The organism is Propionivibrio sp. (assembly GCF_049316945.1).
Lineage (GTDB): Bacteria > Pseudomonadota > Gammaproteobacteria > Burkholderiales > Rhodocyclaceae > Propionivibrio.
In genome coordinates, this window is record NZ_JBMOJE010000104.1 from 1 (window position 1) to 17,626 (window position 17,626).

Below are 17,626 nucleotides of genomic sequence, written 5' to 3' on the forward strand. Positions count from 1 at the left end.
GCGGCACGACTGGAAAGATGGCCGTTCTCGCCGGGCGCAACTTCATTGGCTGCGAACTATCCCCGGAGTACATGGCGATAGCAAAAGCGCGTATCGAAGCCGCCATAAAGCTTCCGGTACAGGCCGGATTATTTGCGGCGTGAATCCAATTCCAGATAACATCCGATTTTTTATCTTTAAGTCCTTCGCTGGACACAAGGGAAGAAAGGGAAAGCGTGGCGGAAGTGCGCCAAGTGATACTATGGAAATGCCTGCACCAAGAACCATGAATATTGAGATTCTCCCCGCGATGGAAGACGATAGATTCTACCTTGACCGCGTCATGGCGGAATTCGGGGCGAAGTGGAACGAAACCATTGAACTCACTGACCTGATCCCGTATCGGCGGATTGTCTCGAAGGACATCTTCACAAACCATCTAACCGGCGATACGAAGATCAATAAGAATGGCAGGGCGATCTATGCGCGCTACATTGCCGAAACAATCAAACACCCCGATGAGGTTTGGCTTGATTCGGGAGGTCATCAAGATCGCGGCCTGAATTTTCTTGGCCGATACACAGCCAAGAAAGGAATCCTGCATATTGTTGCGGTTTTCAAGGAAAACGCTGCTGATGAAGTTTGGATCGGATGGTCTGGATTCCAGCATCATAGACCGGAGTATTGCGAGTTGAAACGCCACGGCGAGCGCATCTATCGTCGGCCATAAAAGGCGAAGGGCGCGGTTTGCTCGCGCCCCTCAATGGATGACTGCTTTAGGTTTAGCAACAAACATCGCCTGTCATCTGTTCAACCATTTTGCCCCTGCCGCCAGAAAAAATCAACTGTTGATTATTCCCTGCTGCCAAGTCGTGACGCCACCATAGGGGGCATGCTAAACGACGAGCAACTGCTTTCCACCATTCCTGACTTCATGGTCTTCGGCGCCATGATGAAGGCTATCCCTGCTACTGAGGGCATGGACCGAATAATCTACGTCGAGGCATCCAGCGAGCAAAAGGACATTGAAGGCGAGATTGTTCTTTCCAAGGCGCTGAAAGATTCCGCTGATTACTTCCTGAAATTCGGCATCATCGACATGGATCACAAGTCCATGCCGGCCGTCGCGCAGAAGATGGGGCTTATCGCTGAAGAATGGGCGATCGGGCAACCCCTTGAAGTTCGCTTCTCCGGTGACAAGACCGTAGTTCGCGCCAAGCTCTACAGCGGCGATACTCCGCTGGCCGAAAAAGCCAACAATGTTTGGGACGGCCTGACCAAGCTCAACCCGCCGGCACGGTACTACGCATCAGTGGGCGGCTCCGTGCTTGGGCGTGAGATTCGCCTTGACCCGCTAACCGGTGATCGTATCCCGGTGGTGACGAAAACCAGATGGAACAACTTGGCGCTGTCGGCCACTCCAGTCAACCAGCACCTATCTACCGCATCGTCTGCGCCGATGGGCATCTTCGCCAAGTCGCTGAACGGCTACGTAATGAAGGCGCTGGAAGCCAGCTACGCTACGGACGCTGCCAGTCTGACCGGTGGCGGCGCCTTCGGCATGCAGTCGCTCGACCTCGGCATCAAAAGCTATTTCGACTTCCGGGAAAAACTCTCTGCGGCTATCCGTTCGCACAAAACCGGTCGTGACATTACAAATTACGCTATTCGCGCGTTTGGGCTTTCTCACGACCAAGCATCAGAGTGGGTGGAAAAGTTTCTGCGCGGAATTAAACAATCGGCTGCAAACAAGCGGCAAATTTAAGGAGCAACAATGTCTTACGAAAAACTGCTGGACGACCTTGAGACGCTGCAAAAAAGCTACGCGGCCGACGAGGATGATCAAAAGATTCAAGCCGCTGCTGCCGATGGCGACAACGACGAGGACGACGAAGAACTTGACGAGGACGGCAAGCCGGTCGCCAAGAAGAAGCCCGTTGCTGAAGAAGGCGACAAGGAAGAAGGCAACCCCTTCGCCAAGTCGTTCAATGGCACCACGGCTGACGGCGAAGAATTTGAAGCCATCGACGGTACAGAAATGATCAAGTCGCTGAATGATCGTATCGACCTGATGGCGCAAGGCGCCGAAGACGAAAAATCTGATCTTGCCAAGTCAATGGAAGTGCTTGTTGGCATCATCAAGTCGCAAGGCACGCTGATCAAGTCGCTGCAGGAAAGCTATGTCGCACTGGCAAATTCTGGCAGTGGCCGCAAGTCGATCAACGCACCGACCGGCGCCATGATCAAGAGCCTGCAAAGCAATGAGCCATTGAATGCTGGCTCCTTCATGGCTAAAGCCAATCTGGCCTTCGACGCCGGCCGCATCAGCGGAAAAGATTTAACGATTTGCGACGTGGCATTGCGCCAAGGTTGCGAAATCGATGCTGCCATTGTCAATCGCGTCATGGCGAGCTAACCGGTTTTCAAACAATCAGGAGATTTACAAATGAATCCTCAAGAAATTATGGCGCAATTCGCTGGCATTCAAGCCGGTGGCGCTGCCATGCTGGGCGGCTCGCTCGGCGGTTCGCTGGGCGATGCTCAGGAACTGCAAAAGGCTTTGACGGCCAATATGACCGGCGCTACTGACGTTGCCGGCCTAACCGGTGGCGCAGCCCTCGGCGTTCAATCGCTCGATACCGCCATGAAGACTGTTGTTCAGGAAGAAGAGCATTTCGTTCTGTTCAAGAAACTTCAGCAATCCAATGCCACCAACGTCGTTGACGAATACACCCGTCAGAACAGTATCGGCGGCGTACTCGGCGGTTCGACCAACGGCCAGATGGGTACCGTTCGCTCGGCCCAAGGTGAATACAGTCGTGAAATTGGTCTGGTCAAGTTTCTGATGACCTTGCGCCAAGTTGGCTACGTGCTGAATATCGGCAAGAACCTCGCAGAGCCGATGGCTGTTGAAGAGCGCAACGGCGCCCTGCAACTCCTGACCGATGCGGAATACCTGCTGTTCAACGGCAATGCGGCCGCCAGCCCGACTCAGTACGATGGTATCTTCACCCAAATTGACGCGGCCATTGCTGCCGGCAAGTGTGGTTCGGATCACGTTATCGACATGGCCGGTACCGCGCTGACCACCGTCGAGCCCTTTACCAAGCTGCAAGCTGCAATTCAGGATTACGGCAATTGGGGCCGCATCACCGAGACGTTCATGCCGACTACTGTTCAAACCGACTTGAACATGGGCCTTGACCCTGCTTTCCGCTGGAGCGCTCAACCGAATTCGCCGATGACCATTGGCGGCCACGTTGAAGGCATCCGCCTGACTGAAGGCGTGCTGAAGACCAACGTCGATACCTTCCTGCATCACGGCGAATTCCCGATGAGCAAGCCGATTGAAGTGACTTGGCCGGCTACAGCCACTGCCAATGCCGCACTCAAGCCCGCTTCGGTAACGATCGTTGCTTCTGCTGACGACACGGCCAGCATGTTCACCGCAGCCCGCGCCGGCAACTACTACTACGCTGTCGCTGGCATCGGTGGCAATGGCGAAGGTCTATCGGCTGTTGTTCTTTCCTCGCAAACGGCTGTTGCTGCTGGCAAGAAGGCTGTTCTGACCATTACCCAATCGTCAGGCACCCTCGAAACCGGTTATGCAATCTACCGCTCGCGTCAGGATGGCACAAACGCTGTGACCGACTTCCGTTTGGTCAAGGTTATTGCCCGCACTTCCGGCGCAACAACGACCTTCACCGACATCAACCGCGACGTTCCCGGTACCGTGTCCGTTCCTTGTTTGAACATGAACCCGGCCAGTGATGCAATCGGTTGGCGTCAGTTCCAGCCAATGACCAAGATTCCGCTGCCCTTCGGCATCGGCGGCGTTCCGGTGAATTCTTGGTTTCAATTTTTGTTCGGTTACCTTAGGGTCACCAAACCTAAACACCACGGTTATATAAAGAACATTCTCCCGGTAAACAGTGTGTGGCGCCCGCATTCCACGGTCTAATCGCCGTTCTGTAAATTGCTGCCCTTCGGGGTGGCAACTCACAAAGGATAAATCGTGAAAGTAACCTGCACCAGCCCGAATGCCAGCGAAGAAATCAACGGCGTGCCTTTCGAGCGACAAGAGAATGGAAGCGTTGTTGCCGCTGGTCTTGGCAAGGACGTTGCAGCACAGTTTGAAGGAATCCCCGGCTACACGGTCGAGGATGACGGAAAAGAACCCAAGGCGCCAAAAGCACCGAAGGAAATCAAGGATGCGCCAGCCGCCTGAATACAGGCAACCGGCCGCGCAGTATCGTAATCAAGGAGCATTAGAATGACAGTTAGCGCAAAAGCAAAATCACGGCTCGCCGTGGCGGTAACAAGCAAGGTGATTGCCGAAGAGTTGGTGGCAGCAATCGATTCGCAAGGCAGCGGCCCGGCGGCAGTTGTGTCAGCCATTGGCACAACGGTAGCGGTTCCGGCAGCAGCTTGTGCCGGCGCTTCTGCCCCGACTGCAGCACAGGTTAATACAGCAATCGATACGGTTACTGTAGGCACTGAAGCCCGCCTTGACGCCATCGAAAGTAAGGTTAATGACATTCTGGTGTCGCTCAAAGCAGCGGCATTGATGGCATCTGCCTGATATTCGGTAGCACGTTCCAAAAGAAGAGCCCGGTCACAAGCCGGGCTTTTTTTCGCCTGTCGTGACTCCACCATAGCGCTATGAACTTCATGGATATGTCCAAGTGACCCTATTTGCCAGCAAGACACAGATTGTCGCCGAACTGCGCGCTGACCGGTTAATCCTTGCCGGCGGTACCTATTTCAACACCAGCGACATCACCGACGATTACCTCTACAGCAAACTGATCGCTGCAGAAGCCGATGCAGCCCGGCGTCTGCGCGTCCTGCTTGAGCCGACAACGGTATTCGCTGGCGAGCCTACCGATGCGGAAATCACCGCTGTTGGTACCTCACCGTGGATTGAAGAGGCGGCCTATGACTATGAGCCTGAGCTTTGGAATACCGAAGATTGGGGCTATCTGGTACTGCGCAACAAACTGGTATCGAAAATCACTTCGCTTGAATTCGTTTATCCGGCGCCGGTAGCCGGTTCATTCCTGATGCCTCCAAGCTGGATTCGTCTCGACAAGAAGGCCGGGCATCTTCGCTTTGTACCCGGCGGGTCGTCAATGTCGGTAGGGGCGTTCTCTACCATGATCCTGTCGATGATGGCCGGGGGGCGGCACGTTCCGCAAATGATCAGGGTGCGCTACACCGCCGGGATGGCTAATGCGGCGCGCGATTATCCGGACCTGATTGACCTGATCAAGAAAATGGCCGTGCTGCGCATCATCAATGATGCTTTCGTTCCGCAGTCAGGCTCTATCTCTGCCGATGGCCTGAGCCAGTCATTCTCTGCTGATGTGGATAAGTTTTCTTCCGGGGTTGATTCGATGCTTGGCACCTTGCGGGATTCCCTGCAGGGCGTGCGCTGCATGGTGATGTGAGTGAAACTTAACCCGGCATCCTTCAACAAACACCTGAAGCATATGGGCCAGCGCATTCTCTGGCGCCAGTCGTTTGCTTGCCCCTGCATCCAAGAGCATTCTGGAGCCGCGAGCCCGGCTTGCCCATTGTGCAAGGGCAAGGGCCGGATGTGGAATGCTCCGACAGAAGGCTTTGCCGGGGTGACTCAGCAAGTGGTCAATCCATCGTTTCAGGACTTCGGCGCGATGGAACAGGGCGACATGAGCCTGTCGATCGGCAGCGATTCCATTCTTTACGGCATGGGGCGCTTTGACCGGGTGACCTTGCTCAACAGCACAGATGTTTTCTCAAGGACGCTGGTTCGCGGGAACAATGACAATCTGGCCGACCTGACCGCAGAATCAATAACCCGCGTGTTCTGGCGCAACACGGCCGGCACGGCGGTAGTTGAGGGCGGTATTCCTGCGGTTAGCTCAACGGGCGTTCTGACGTGGGTAGCTGGTGAGCCGGCGGCCGGGGTGCAGTATTCGATCACTGGCCGGCGGTTCTCTGAGTATTTCGCCTATGATGCCTTGCCGTCAAACCGGAATGAGCATATGGGGCTGACGTTGCCGCGCAAGGTCAAGATTCGGCTGTTCGACCTGTACGGCCGCTAACCCATCGATTCGGCGACAATCTTCTCGATGTCCGGGGTGGCCGCCAGCGCCACGTCGCGCGCGATGAACTTGCCGGGTTGCGCCGGGATCACCCATCCGCTCGATTTTTCGCTCATCCGGCGGAACGTCAAGTAGCCTGCGGATTTGCTGCTGTTGCCTTCGCCAGTCTTAACCATGCCAGCGTAAATATCCGTGACGTGCGTTGGCTTCATCTTCGGCGCCATGCCGGCGGGTAACCGGCCGCCCCAATCGTAGATGCTCTGCGGCACCGTCGCGCCGGTCGCTGAGATTCGCGTCGTGCTACCGGTGACCGTTGAAACCTGCAACTGCCGGGCAACGGCGTAAATCTCAGCCGGCATCTGGCGCGCGTTGCTTGAGTGTCCGCTACTGCTTGGCGCATTGTGGCGGATAGGGATAATCAGGTACTTCCCGTTCTTCCCTTGCCGAGTTTTGCTACTGGTCTGCAGCATGCGCTTCAAATCTCTGGCCGGGCGCCCGGTTTCGATTTCGTCCGCTATTTTGTAGTCGGTCGATACCTTGGCTGAAAATGGTCCTGTGTAATCCCATTTCAGGGACTGCACATACTCTGCGCGATCCTTCTGCCAGATACCCGGAGTTTTCATCACGCCATCAGCCCATGCTTCATAGACCATCTGAGCGGCGAGCCCGACCGAGTTGTGGATTTGCTTCGCCAGAATTTCGTTTATCGTATCCATGACGAGCATCTGGTTGCTGTAGTCGAGCGTGATGTTGTAATCGGCCATATGTGATCCCCTTTGGCTCAGTCTAGTGTCACGCCGTGGTCGTGACGCCACCATTCAAGCTATGGATTATTGCTACCTTCCCCTCGCGGCTGCGGAATGATTACCCTCGCGCAACCGTTACCGACAGGAAACGCTACCCGGCTGATGCTCAATCCGCCGGCTGGCGCGACTCGTTGCGTGCTGCTGCGCAAGACGGCGGATACCTTTACCGCATGGAATGATACCGGCGCCGTAGTCGTCTATGACGGCCCCCCTGAGCGCGCTGTGCTGGACTGGTCCGGGCTGGTTAATGGAATCCCGTATTTCTACGTCCTCTATTCGTTGGTCGCTGCTGTCTGGCAGGCGTCTGCATCTCGCTCTGTTACGCCGGCCGCCATCGACTCCGACCTATCCGTCGACGTGCTTTCCATCGTGCGCGAGCGCATTGATCTTGGTCTGCAGGTCGAAGTCACGCGAGGCAACCTGAACAACAAGAACGGCCGTATCCAAGTGCTGACGGCGCCCCCGCTTTACGACAATCTGGCTTGGCCGGTTGTTACCGTCCATGTAAATTCGGACTCTTCCAGCGATCGCGCCCTTGGCGAAATGATGGCCGAGGATGTTTTCAACTCCGATTCGTTTGAATGGGAATCGTCCGAAGGCTGGTTATCCAAGTGGTCAATCGGGATCAGCGGATGGAGCCTGAACCCGGATGAGCGTATCGCGCTGCGCAAGGCGATCAAGCGAATTGTGCTGGGTAACCTGCCGATATTCAATGATGCCGGAATGATGATGATCGACCTGTCGCAGCAAGACGCTGAAGATTTTGAGCGCTATTCGGCGCCGGTCTATCAGATCAACGGCACGCTGACCTGTACCGCCATGAGCCTGAATTCTGCCCTCGAAGGCGCTATCCGTGTCGTTGAAATAACCCAAATTCCATAACTTTAAGGAGCTTCAAAATGGCAAAGAACGATGCCGTAGCTGTTGAAACACCATCGGAAGTAGCCGATTTCCCGATGTCGCTGCAAGAATTCTGCACTCGCCTTTCCAGTACCGACCGTCGCGTCGAACTGATCGGCGGATTTGAGCATGGCGAGCGGGTTGCTGGCCGCGCCAAAGACACCGATGCCGCTTACAGCAAGCGCTTCACTGCTTTCATTAACGCCCCGGCCTAAAAGGAGAACATCATGGGTGTATTTTTCAATGGTCGGTTGTGGGTTAGCCCGGCAACAATGTCTGTGGTCGATGATTCGGCCATGTATAACAAGAATCTCAGCGTTGGTAACCTGCTGGCGATCGTCGGCAAGTCCGAAGGCGGCAAGCCGGCAACTGCATTGCGCTTTGGCTCGGCTTCTGAGGCTCGCGCTGTCCTGCGTTCAGGCGAAGCGCTGAAGGCGATTGAACTGGCCTTTGATCCTTCGGCACAGACTTACGGCCCTTCGACAGTTGTTTTCGTTCGCGTCAATCCGGCTACACAAGCGGCGCTTACCCTGCTTGACGGTTCGGCGGCCAGCGTTATTGATCTGGTTTCTGAGGGCTATGGCCTCTTCACCAACGGCATCAAGGTCAAGGTCGAAGCCGGTTCTGTGTCGGGAAAGAAGCTGACTTCGCAGTTCGGTACCAGCTACTACAGCGACGATAATGTGAAGCGCAATGCGTTCTCGGTCGTCTATACCGGCGCGGAAGCGACAGCGACAATCTCTATCTCGTCCGCTTCGGTCACGGTGCAACTCGGCTCGGCTACTCCGGTGGTTATCGACCTAACGGCCTTTGGCACCATCAGCCAAGTCGTTGATCGTATCAATGCTATCTCGCCTTCCTTGTCGGCAATTGTGCTTGACGGGAACTATGAGAAGGCGACACTCAACGGCCTTGACTATGCGACCGCGCAGAGCATCAAGACAACGCTGTTCACGGTGACTGCTAACCTGCAAGCTGTAGTCGATTGGTTCAACTCGAACGGCGAAGGTTATGTTACCGCTACGCGCAAAGCTAATGTCGGAACGGTTCCTGCCAATCTGGCATTCACCTATCTGGCCGCCGCAACAGATGGCGAAGTGACGAATGTTCAGTGGCAAGCCGCTTTCGATGCCCTGCAGACTGAGGATGTGCAATGGGTTGTTCCGGTTTCTCCGACCCCCGCCATTCATGCTATGACCGATACCCATTGCTCGTACATGAGCAACATTGCGCGCATGGAGCGGCGATGTATCGTTGGTGGCGACATCAACGAGACGGATGACTTCGCCATTGCAGCCGCTAAAGCCCTCGGCAGTGATCGGGCAAGCTATACGCACATTGGCTTCTACGACTACAACACCGTTGGCACCTTGACGCTCTATCCGCCCTACATCCTTGCTGGAATGCTGGCCGGCGCATTCTCGGGTGTCAATCCGGGTACCGCGCTGACCAACAAGACGATCAAGGTGCGTGGTCTTGAACGCAAGCTGCGTAACCCGACCGATACCGACAAGCTGATTCTTGGTGGCGTGCTGTGTGTCGAGGATACGCCCAAGGGATTCAAGGTAGTCAAGAGCATCACCACTTGGCTTGTGAATTCAAATTACAACCGGGTTGAAATTTCGGTTGGTGTGGCGCTTGACTTCGTTTCTCGCAATGTCCGCAACATTCTGGATGATCTGCGCGGGATGAAGGGTACGCCGACCGCTTTGGCGATGGCTGTTTCAAGGGTGGATTCGACTCTGGCTAAATTGGCAGAACAAGAACCAATGGGTCCGGGTGTAATTGTTGGCGACAAACTGAATCCTGCCTACAAGAACATTACCGCAAGTCTTGAGGGTGATGTGATGAAGGTGAGCTTTCAATGTAGTCCGGTTATACCAATCAACTATATTCCAGTGGCAATTTTTGCCGTTCCGTATTCTGGCTCTGCATCACTCTGAACGTAGTCGTATCAACAAAAGAGGTCGCTTCGGCGGCCTTTTTTTATGGCACTGGAAAACACCTTTCATACCCAAACGCATCTTCCTTGAGCCACGTTCCCGGGGGGCAGTTCGCTCGCTGCGGACTGGCGATCACGCGCGTTTTCTTGTCGATGCACATGAACCGGCCTTGCGGGTCGAGAACCCGATCGTATCCCGGCGAGCAGTGCGCATCCTGAACCGCTTCCAGCGCAACAACTTTATTCGTCAATGTGCTGATGCAGGCTCGGTTCCCGTTTCGGTCGTGTCCGGGCATCTGGCCGGGCGGGCAGTCGGCGATTGCCATTCCAGAAGCAAATAACATGGCAGCGGCCAATGTTCCAAATTGCATTTTCTGACTCCTTTTTTACGGGTTCAATGACCATACACCCGTTCTGGTCGTGACGCCACGCTTGATTCCATTATCTCAATGGAGTCGGTCATGGCATCTACAAACGTTAAAGCAAAAAGTGGCAATCGTATCGCTGTCATGTTTGACGGCAAGCAAGTCGGCGCGTGCAAATCCGTCGCCCTTCACGACAGTTACAACTTGGAGGTTGTAGCCGGTATCGGTGACATTCACGTTATCGAACACGTGCCTACCCAAGCTGTCTATTCCCTGCAGATCGAGGCTATTGTTCTTGAAAAAGAACAGCTTCGCAGCGCTGGTATCACTACCGTTGACGGTGATGATGCGCTGGTTGGCCGCGTGTTTGACATCGTGGTTATCGGCAAGGATACCGGCGAAGAAATCCGCAAGTACATGGGTTGCTCCTACGACTCGGGCGACATCCGCATCACGGCGAACCAAGTGGTCAGCACCAGTGCCAGCTTCAAGGCTCTGCGTGTGTCTGGTATTGGCGCCTAAGCATGCGCGAGCCAAAAGATACTGACTTCCTGATTGATCTTGAGGGTGTCGGAAAATTCAGGTTTGCCCGGCGCACCTTCAATGACCGGATCAAGATTCGCGGCGAAATTGCCGTGATGTCGCGTGATTTTGGCGATGACCTTGATACGGTGGCCGAGGTTACCGTGCTGGCCGTCTATAAAACGCTGGTCGTGGCCTGCCCTAAAGGGTGGGAAGACCTTGGCGGCGTTGATTTGGTGGATCGCCCTGAAGTGGAGGAACAGGCATGGCAGCTTTTTATGAAGCTGCAAGATGCCGAGTCCCGATTTCGACAAGACCGAGACGAAGCGCGCCAAAAAGACGGGCAAGGCGATGTCGCAGTCGATCCCGTTCTGGTTTCGCCAAAGGTATCACCTACCGCCAAATGATCCGCGCTTCTTGGCCTTGACCCCGGAAGAGGTCGAGGCTGAGTTTTGGGCGTGCCAGTACGCCGAAACGAAGTCGACGGAAGACTTTGAAGACGATGACATTGATATTGAAGAAATCCTCGCTGAAGCTGACCGGGCGGATGCGATCGCGGCTGACGATTGGGAAGAGGTTATAAATGACAATTAACATACCTATCGTCGCAACTGTAGAGGTAAAGCAAACTAATCCTCCTGCTGCCCCAACGTCCACCACTCCCCCGGTAAGTGGTGGTGGTGCGCAGCCTTCTATACCGGGGTCTTCAAATCCGGCAAAACAAACAAAAGCGGACGCTGCGTTAGAGAGAGCGAAGGAAAAAGAAGCGGCCGCGCGCCAGAAAGTGGCGAAGGAACTTGAAAAAACGGTTGCGGACGAAGCGAAGGCGAAGAAAAAGGAAGAAACTACTCGCCAGAAAACGACTGAGAACGTAACCAAAGAAAAATCAAGAGACGATTCCGCACGAAGGGAAATGACCAAGAAGTTCGGCAAAGCGTCGGACGAAGAGGTAAAGGAAGTCCGTCGCCGGATAACCGAACTTTCCAAGTACAACACGCGGCTCCGTAGCTTTGACGGCGATCTTGAAAAGATTGTTGCTGGCTACCGTGGAACATTTATCAATCAAAAAGAAGGCACAAAGCAGCAGCACGCCTTGATGCGCAAACTCGGGCTGGAGCAACAAGAACAGCAAGGAGGCGGCGGCCTATTGGGCATGTTCAAGACGGCAGGTCGTGGAATATTCAATTCTACCGGCATGGGCGGTAACATTGGAACCCGTATCATGGGGCAAGCCGCAGAAAGCGCTGGCGGCATGGGCGCGATGGGCGGCATGGGTATGCTCGCTACCGGCGGCCTGATTGCCGGCGGCGCCCTGCTGGCGATCAAAGGCATCCAGAAAGTCGCGGAAAAGGTCGGCGAGGCGCAGGATGACGCCATTGGCTACCATGATCTTCGTCAATCGCTCGGCAGCACCACGACCGGCTTTGAAGAACTTCGCGGCGCGGTCAAGATGTTCTCGCGCGGCCTTGGCACCACGGACGCTGAACAACTCAAGCTGGCAAAGACCTATTCGGCCTCGTCGCAAACTTTCGGCAAAGGATCATCTGAAGCACTGGCCTATGGCGTAAGTCAAGGCACGCAGCTATCGCGCGGCTTTGGCCTTGACCCTTCTTCCGGGGTTGAAATGCTGGCCGCAGCAAAGCACTTCGGCAATTCTGACGGCACCGAAAAGAGCAATCGAAAACTGGCTTTGCTGATTGGCGATGCCGTGGGCAAGACCGGCGCCTTCTCGAAGGCCGATGACGTCATGGGCGCCATCGCAAGTTTCATGGAGTCGTCGGCAAGGACTTCGCTGCAAACAGGGAATGAGGGCGCCTATGCTGGGCTGCTTGGCTCGCTTGGCAGTCTGAAGATTCCGGGGCTTGACGCCAAAGGGGCGGCCGATATTGCCGACAAGATCACTTCAGGCTGGGCGAATCCGGGCGGCGGGACTGAGGCCGGGAAATTCAACCGTCTGGATTGGATGCAGCAAGTTGGCGGGAAGGAGAATGTTCGCGCGTGGGACGTCGACTTGATGGGCGGCGCAAATCCGTTTTCAAAGTTTGGCGATACTATTCAAAGCAACATCAACAAAACTTCTGACAAAACCCCGGAAGGTATAGAGGAACGAGCGCGGCTAAAGCGTATTCTTGACCATGCCTCTCCTGAAGATAAAGAAAAATTAAATTTATCCCATGAGTACGAAAATGCGGTAAAGAAAGGGGCGACAGAACAGCAGAAATTAGCCATCCTTGGCAGCACGCTTAATTTGAATCGAACCGAGACTCAAGCGTTCAAGTTAAGCACGGATACGAATGGCGGGCTGGACAAGCAGCAGCAAACAATGGACGGAATACTGAACAAAACAGGAACCAAGGACAAGTTCAAGTATTCGCAAATTTCCAATGTTGCGCAGATCATGACGGGCGACGAAAAAGCCCTGAAAGAGTTTTCCGCCAAAGCTCGGGCGCTGACCGGCCCTGACGCGATGACGCAAAAAGAGGCGAGCAAACTTAACAAAGCCGAATCGGAAAAAGACATTACCGGCCAGATAGAGGCGCTGGTGGCCGTCATCGGCACGCGCGAGAACAAGGATGCTGGCGAGAAGGCGCGCGAGGCAGCAGTCAGCCTTGATAACCAGTTCCGGTCGTATGCCGCGCTGATCATTCCGCTGACCACAGCTATTCAAATGGGGGTTTTCAAGCTCGTTGACAAGGCTTTCGGGATGACGCCTGAACTACGCGAGGCGCAGACAAGTTTGAGAATCGCCGAAGGAAAAGCAAAAATCGAAGCAGGAGAAGGGACGGACGAAGAAAAAGCCGTGAAAATCAGGGAAATGACACGTGATGTCAAACTTGATTTGTACAAAGAAGGGAACAACACTCCGGGCAGAAAAATTAGAAACGCTATTCTTGACAACACTCCTGTCGTTGGGGGTGTTCTCGGCGCCGCAGCTAGAACCTATGACGCATATGGCGATCAAGAAGGCGAGAGAGAAATAAACGCTGACTACAAAACGCCTGAAGATAAAGATAAGAAGGAAGCGCGGCTAAAACGTCAAAAAGGTGACGTGCCATCGATGAGCGAACACGACAGGATTACTCAGAGCGGCATGTCGAGGGCGGAAAAAAAAGCCGCGTATGCGAAGGATGATGCCGATCAGGCTGCGGCGAAAGAGAAGGCTGCGACTGACGCAGCGAGCAAGGACAAAGCCGTTGCTTCTGAAGCGAGCAAGGCGCCGGCAGGTTCGTATGTTGAGCCAAGAAAAGGCATGAAATTATCGGATGAAGAGTCCGCCTATCTTGCCAAGACGGATCAATTGCTTGGGGCAAAACCCGGAACCTCTGCGGCGCAGATTTGGGTTGAAAGCAAAAACGATGAGAAAGCGGTATCCCCTCGCGGGGCTGTAGGGCTTGGGCAAATAATGCCGCCTGAGAAAAAGGTAATGGAAGGTCGCATGGGGAGAAAGATAGAAACCCGCATGGACCAACTTGAGGCGCATCGGTTAATGATGCAGGAGAATTTGAGGAAGTTCAAAACCAATGAAGATTCTCAAAAAGCCTATAACGGCGGGTGGGTTCCTGAGAAATGGGACAATACAGAAACTTCTGAATACACAGGGAAGATAGCCAATTACCGAGACAAAAACATTCCAGAAGCCGCCAGAAATGCAAACCAGAATACAAAAATCGGGTTTGATCAAGCGACCGTCAACGTCAATGTCAATCACCCAAATGGCAGCGTAGACCAGCATTCGGTACCGCTGAACCCGCGCCATACCGGCACCTACGCTGGCGCAAAGGTAGCTGAATCATGAAACTCTATCAGCCAAGAATCCGCGTAACGCTGATCAAGGTTCGCTCGCGCGACTACATATCAGGAACATCGCAGCCTTCATCCGAACGCTACAAGGACTTCCGGATACTTGACCTGACGCCCTACTTGGCCGATGGTGGCGTGCGCACACAGAAGAGCGTGCGCGAGCCGGCCGGGGCGTTCTCGATAAGCCTGACAACGCGCCCGCACCCTACCTATCTTGAAACGCTTGATATGTTGATCGAGCCAATGGACTTGATCGAGATTCGCATGGCGCATGACGCGCCCGGCCCGGACGTGTCTGCCGAAGACAGAAAGAACTGGCCGCCGGTACTGATGCGCGGTTTCGTCTCGCAGATTGCAAAATCCGAGTCGATCGCCAATGGGGCTCCGCAACGCTCAATCACCATTTCCGGGCAGGATTACGGGAAGGTATGGCAGATGGCGAGCATCTACTACTACAGCGGCACGGTCAACGCTGACAACAAGATTCACAATCTGTCATTTTTCGACAAGTTTTTAACGGCGAACGAAGCGCGAATCATGGACGCGAGCGAGTTTCTTGAAACGTTCGTTAACATGTGTCTAAAGCCCTACATTGAGGCCATATTGTCACTGGCAACCGGGAAGCCGTCAAAGCCTCTGGCAGCGGGTGAGACAGTCGAGCAACGCCGGGCGAAGTTGCAGGAGAGGTGCGATTCATTGACGGCGGATGCAAAAGCCGAAGAGAAGATCGGGAATGCTGCCTATGGGCAGGCACTGCAACACAGAACGGATATTGACGCCGCAACATCATCAGGAGATACCATCGGCGCGGCAATAGCCAAATCGGAAATGGACTCCGATCTTGCGCAGAACAAGGCATCGAATGTAAAACTTGATGCGATCATGGCCGAGCGCACCGGAATTAAAAAGGAAATCGACCAACTTGAAAGCGACACAACCCCGACTGCTGGCGTATCCTTCATTTACCCGAATCCGGTCACCTTGAAATGCTCGCTGACCGGAAGAATATCGCCCTTCGGCGTCGGCAACGCGCAGGACATGACCTTTTACCAGCTTCTCGCTACCTTTCTTGACGTGGGCGCCTTCAACGAGCTCTACATTGAGGATGTCGGGCCGGATGTGATCATCGTTGCCCGTCCGCAGCCGGCCTGGTGGCCTGACCTGACAAAGTTTGTCGATACCGATGTGTTTCCAGAAGCGGTGAAAATCGGCCTTGGCGACGTAGCCAGCATGCAACTGTCGCGCGGCGATGCCGGCGTCTATAATTTTTACGAGGTTGAAAGCGTTCAAACGACCGTGTACACGCAGGCGCAACAAAAACTAATCGCCGTGGAAGAAAAGCATGGAAACCCGTTTCATTTTTCTGACCTGAACAGCGAAGCAGCCTATTTCGGTGAGCGGCGCATGAAGGTGGTTACAAAAGTCAATGCGCCTGACTCTAAAGATGGTGATGGCGACTACAAAGAGAAGCGCGCCAAAGAGAATGAAATTATCCTCACTTGGCTCGGCAACCGGCGCCAGCGCATTGTCGACCTGAATACGGATGCGTCCGTTCTTGAGCGCGGCAGTCTGCGCCTGAAGGGCAATGAAAAGCTGCGCGCCGGAATGATGCTTCATGTCGTCCATTCTTCCGCTATGACCGTCACCTACTACGTGCCGTCCGTGTCGCAAGAGTACATACCCGGTTCCGGGTTTTTCACCACGGCGCAAGTCGAGCGCGGCAATGGGTTTGTGCTGTCAAGCCAGATCAAGAAGGCGCCTGACCTGTCCCGCCGTGATTTAGGGGGTGTCAAATGATCGATGAATTTGCTCATGTTGTCGCTATTCATCCCGAGTCGAACCAGATTGATGTGGTCATTCTTCGTACCGGCGCGCGGGTGGCCGGCGTCCGGGTGCTGGCTGAAATGGCGACCGGCCAGACCGGGCTGGCTGATCTTCACCTTCCGGACTGCACCAAGGGGTACGACTCCGACAACACCGGGGCGCGCGACATTACGGCGGCCATCAGCTATTACGGCGAAATGCCGTTCTGTGTCGGGTTCCTGTTCCCTGAAGTCTCGCAGTGCCTGTTCAAGCGCGATGATTTCCGCGTCAATCGGCATGCTTCTGATGTTTATCACACCATCGATTCGGCAGGGAACATTGAACTGGCGCACCCCTCGGGCGCGTTCGTTCGCATTGCCGAGAGCCCGGCGCATGAGAATTTAACCGGCGCTGACTATGACGGCATCTGGAACATTGCCCGGAACACTGGCCGGGCTGTGCATATCCACGTTGAGCAGGCCGGCGGCGTGGCTTCCATTGACATTGCGCCCGGCGGCGCCATCACCATCAATACGGCAAGTACCATCACGGCGACAGCGACAGGGGCCGTGACTGTCACATCGTCGGCGTCCATTACTACGAATTCGCCGACCATGACCGTGAATGCTCCGGATATAACGCTCAATGGCAATACTGTCGTCAATGGATCGCTAACGCAAGGTAAGGGCTCTTCAGGCGGGGGATGCACGATGCTTGGTCCAGTCACCGTGACAAACGATGTTGTCGCTGGCGGAAAATCCCTGATGAACCATGTCCATCCTGATCCTCAAGGGGGGAATACCAGCCCGCCAGCGTAGGTCGTGACCGTAGCATGCAGGAATGGCAACCTCATCCCTTCCTGACTCACTGAAAGCTGACGCGCGGCCGATTTCATTCTGTCTGCACAATACGGCAGTGGATGGGCCGCCGTTGATCTTCCCGTTATTTGTTCGCCCGGAAGATTTGTCGATCACCTATCCGTCGCGCTTGGCGGTAACTCAAACCTTCGGTGAAGATGGCGCGTGGGCGGATAGCTTCGGGCAGGGCGTCAAGTCGATTTCGCTCTCTGGAATAACCGGATGGGGCGGCCCGCGCGTCAATGGCGGGACGGATGACGGCTACCAGCATTTTGTCAAACTGCACAAAACCGTATTCACGGAATGGCACCGGATGCGCAAAGAAGTAGCCAAGGCCGGCAATGACCCGGACAAGGTGCTGCTGATCCTGTCAGACGGGCTTGATCATCTGAATTGGGTTGTCGCACCCCAGCAATTCGTCCTGAAGCGCAACAAGTCGCGTCCATTGCTCGCGCAGTACGCAATCACCATGCACATGCTGCGCGACCAGTCAAGCGAGAAGGAATCCGGACAACCCTGACGCACGAACCGCGCCCCCCTGATGGCGCAAGGGTTTGGAGGCGGT

Annotated in this window: 20 protein-coding genes; 18 read left to right on the forward strand and 2 right to left on the reverse strand. The window is 54.8% G+C overall.

Annotated elements, in window-relative coordinates:
• Positions 1-139: 139 nt before the first annotated feature.
• From ACOYNV_RS19545 to ACOYNV_RS19580, 8 genes are all read left to right on the forward strand, one after another.
• Positions 140-709 carry a PBECR2 nuclease fold domain-containing protein gene (locus ACOYNV_RS19545; RefSeq protein WP_422901485.1) on the forward strand — a complete coding sequence of 190 codons (570 nt, stop codon included), beginning with the start codon at positions 140-142 and terminating at the stop codon, positions 707-709.
• 162 nt (positions 710-871) lie between these two features.
• The gene (locus tag ACOYNV_RS19550; RefSeq protein ID WP_422901486.1) at positions 872-1,744 is read left to right on the forward strand and encodes a hypothetical protein; all 873 of its coding nucleotides are present in this window, start codon (positions 872-874) and stop codon (positions 1,742-1,744) included.
• A 9-nt stretch (positions 1,745-1,753) separates the two neighbouring features.
• The gene (locus ACOYNV_RS19555) at positions 1,754-2,395 is read left to right on the forward strand and encodes a hypothetical protein (RefSeq protein WP_422901487.1); all 642 of its coding nucleotides are present in this window, start codon (positions 1,754-1,756) and stop codon (positions 2,393-2,395) included.
• 30 nt (positions 2,396-2,425) lie between these two features.
• On the forward strand, positions 2,426-3,940 hold the full coding sequence (locus tag ACOYNV_RS19560; RefSeq protein ID WP_422901488.1) for a hypothetical protein: 1,515 nt from the start codon (positions 2,426-2,428) through the stop codon (positions 3,938-3,940).
• Between the two features lie 54 nt (positions 3,941-3,994).
• A complete protein-coding gene (locus ACOYNV_RS19565; RefSeq protein ID WP_422901489.1) occupies positions 3,995-4,207 on the forward strand; it encodes a hypothetical protein in 213 nt (70 codons plus the stop codon).
• 45 nt (positions 4,208-4,252) lie between these two features.
• Positions 4,253-4,561 (forward strand): hypothetical protein, encoded by a 309-nt coding sequence (locus ACOYNV_RS19570; protein ID WP_422901490.1) that lies wholly within the window; start codon positions 4,253-4,255, stop codon positions 4,559-4,561.
• A 103-nt stretch (positions 4,562-4,664) separates the two neighbouring features.
• Positions 4,665-5,429, forward strand: coding sequence for a hypothetical protein (locus tag ACOYNV_RS19575; protein WP_422901491.1), 765 nt, complete (start codon positions 4,665-4,667; stop codon positions 5,427-5,429).
• The gene (locus ACOYNV_RS19580; protein ID WP_422901492.1) at positions 5,430-6,065 is read left to right on the forward strand and encodes a hypothetical protein; all 636 of its coding nucleotides are present in this window, start codon (positions 5,430-5,432) and stop codon (positions 6,063-6,065) included.
• Here ACOYNV_RS19580 and ACOYNV_RS19585 read toward each other — a convergent pair.
• A complete protein-coding gene (locus ACOYNV_RS19585; protein ID WP_422901493.1) occupies positions 6,062-6,829 on the reverse strand; it encodes a hypothetical protein in 768 nt (255 codons plus the stop codon). The two genes, ACOYNV_RS19580 and ACOYNV_RS19585, sit on opposite strands and share 4 nt — an antisense overlap.
• 96 nt (positions 6,830-6,925) lie before the next feature.
• Here ACOYNV_RS19585 and ACOYNV_RS19590 point away from each other — a divergent pair, with 96 nt between their 5' ends.
• Genes ACOYNV_RS19590 through ACOYNV_RS19600 form a run of 3 tightly spaced genes read left to right on the forward strand, consistent with a single transcriptional unit; the run spans position 6,926 to position 9,714 of the window.
• Entirely contained in the window at positions 6,926-7,753 is an 828-nt protein-coding gene (locus ACOYNV_RS19590; RefSeq protein ID WP_422901494.1) for a hypothetical protein, read from the forward strand.
• Between the two features lie 17 nt (positions 7,754-7,770).
• On the forward strand, positions 7,771-7,986 hold the full coding sequence (locus tag ACOYNV_RS19595) for a hypothetical protein (protein WP_422901495.1): 216 nt from the start codon (positions 7,771-7,773) through the stop codon (positions 7,984-7,986).
• Positions 7,987-7,998: 12 nt separating this feature from the next.
• Positions 7,999-9,714 carry a hypothetical protein gene (locus tag ACOYNV_RS19600; RefSeq protein WP_422901496.1) on the forward strand — a complete coding sequence of 572 codons (1,716 nt, stop codon included), beginning with the start codon at positions 7,999-8,001 and terminating at the stop codon, positions 9,712-9,714.
• A gap of 43 nt (positions 9,715-9,757) precedes the next feature.
• Here ACOYNV_RS19600 and ACOYNV_RS19605 read toward each other — a convergent pair whose 3' ends face one another.
• Positions 9,758-10,084 (reverse strand): hypothetical protein, encoded by a 327-nt coding sequence (locus ACOYNV_RS19605; RefSeq protein WP_422901497.1) that lies wholly within the window; start codon positions 10,082-10,084, stop codon positions 9,758-9,760.
• Between the two features lie 90 nt (positions 10,085-10,174).
• Between ACOYNV_RS19605 and ACOYNV_RS19610 the strand changes: the two genes are divergently transcribed.
• From ACOYNV_RS19610 to ACOYNV_RS19640, 7 genes are read left to right on the forward strand one after another with little or no spacing between them, the layout of a single operon-like run.
• Positions 10,175-10,600 (forward strand): hypothetical protein, encoded by a 426-nt coding sequence (locus ACOYNV_RS19610; RefSeq protein ID WP_422901498.1) that lies wholly within the window; start codon positions 10,175-10,177, stop codon positions 10,598-10,600.
• Between the two features lie 2 nt (positions 10,601-10,602).
• Positions 10,603-11,007: a hypothetical protein gene (locus ACOYNV_RS19615; protein WP_422901499.1), complete on the forward strand. Its 405-nt coding sequence runs from the start codon at positions 10,603-10,605 to the stop codon at positions 11,005-11,007.
• Between the two features lie 10 nt (positions 11,008-11,017).
• Positions 11,018-11,194 (forward strand): hypothetical protein, encoded by a 177-nt coding sequence (locus tag ACOYNV_RS19620; protein WP_422901500.1) that lies wholly within the window; start codon positions 11,018-11,020, stop codon positions 11,192-11,194.
• A complete protein-coding gene (locus ACOYNV_RS19625; RefSeq protein WP_422901501.1) occupies positions 11,184-14,396 on the forward strand; it encodes a transglycosylase SLT domain-containing protein in 3,213 nt (1,070 codons plus the stop codon). The genes ACOYNV_RS19620 and ACOYNV_RS19625 overlap by 11 nt, the downstream gene beginning before the upstream one ends.
• A complete protein-coding gene (locus ACOYNV_RS19630; protein WP_422901502.1) occupies positions 14,393-16,198 on the forward strand; it encodes a hypothetical protein in 1,806 nt (601 codons plus the stop codon). The genes ACOYNV_RS19625 and ACOYNV_RS19630 overlap by 4 nt, the downstream gene beginning before the upstream one ends.
• Positions 16,195-17,022 (forward strand): hypothetical protein, encoded by an 828-nt coding sequence (locus ACOYNV_RS19635; protein WP_422901503.1) that lies wholly within the window; start codon positions 16,195-16,197, stop codon positions 17,020-17,022. The genes ACOYNV_RS19630 and ACOYNV_RS19635 overlap by 4 nt, the downstream gene beginning before the upstream one ends.
• Before the next feature lie 22 nt (positions 17,023-17,044).
• Entirely contained in the window at positions 17,045-17,581 is a 537-nt protein-coding gene (locus ACOYNV_RS19640) for a hypothetical protein (protein ID WP_422901504.1), read from the forward strand.
• Positions 17,582-17,626 lie beyond the last annotated feature (45 nt).

Bases quoted from the DNA above. Each gene is read 5' to 3' on its own strand.
- ACOYNV_RS19550 (WP_422901486.1), top strand. From the start codon at position 872: ATGCTAAACGACGAGCAACTGCTTTCCACCATTCCTGACTTCATGGTC.
- ACOYNV_RS19555 (WP_422901487.1), top strand. From the start codon at position 1,754: ATGTCTTACGAAAAACTGCTGGACGACCTTGAGACGCTGCAAAAAAGC.
- ACOYNV_RS19560 (WP_422901488.1), top strand. From the start codon at position 2,426: ATGAATCCTCAAGAAATTATGGCGCAATTCGCTGGCATTCAAGCCGGT.
- ACOYNV_RS19570 (WP_422901490.1), top strand. From the start codon at position 4,253: ATGACAGTTAGCGCAAAAGCAAAATCACGGCTCGCCGTGGCGGTAACA.
- ACOYNV_RS19585 (WP_422901493.1), bottom strand. From the start codon at position 6,829: ATGGCCGATTACAACATCACGCTCGACTACAGCAACCAGATGCTCGTC.
- ACOYNV_RS19590 (WP_422901494.1), top strand. From the start codon at position 6,926: ATGATTACCCTCGCGCAACCGTTACCGACAGGAAACGCTACCCGGCTG.
- ACOYNV_RS19595 (WP_422901495.1), top strand. From the start codon at position 7,771: ATGGCAAAGAACGATGCCGTAGCTGTTGAAACACCATCGGAAGTAGCC.
- ACOYNV_RS19600 (WP_422901496.1), top strand. From the start codon at position 7,999: ATGGGTGTATTTTTCAATGGTCGGTTGTGGGTTAGCCCGGCAACAATG.
- ACOYNV_RS19605 (WP_422901497.1), bottom strand. From the start codon at position 10,084: ATGCAATTTGGAACATTGGCCGCTGCCATGTTATTTGCTTCTGGAATG.
- ACOYNV_RS19610 (WP_422901498.1), top strand. From the start codon at position 10,175: ATGGCATCTACAAACGTTAAAGCAAAAAGTGGCAATCGTATCGCTGTC.
- ACOYNV_RS19615 (WP_422901499.1), top strand. From the start codon at position 10,603: ATGCGCGAGCCAAAAGATACTGACTTCCTGATTGATCTTGAGGGTGTC.
- ACOYNV_RS19625 (WP_422901501.1), top strand. From the start codon at position 11,184: ATGACAATTAACATACCTATCGTCGCAACTGTAGAGGTAAAGCAAACT.
- ACOYNV_RS19630 (WP_422901502.1), top strand. From the start codon at position 14,393: ATGAAACTCTATCAGCCAAGAATCCGCGTAACGCTGATCAAGGTTCGC.
- ACOYNV_RS19635 (WP_422901503.1), top strand. From the start codon at position 16,195: ATGATCGATGAATTTGCTCATGTTGTCGCTATTCATCCCGAGTCGAAC.
- ACOYNV_RS19640 (WP_422901504.1), top strand. From the start codon at position 17,045: ATGGCAACCTCATCCCTTCCTGACTCACTGAAAGCTGACGCGCGGCCG.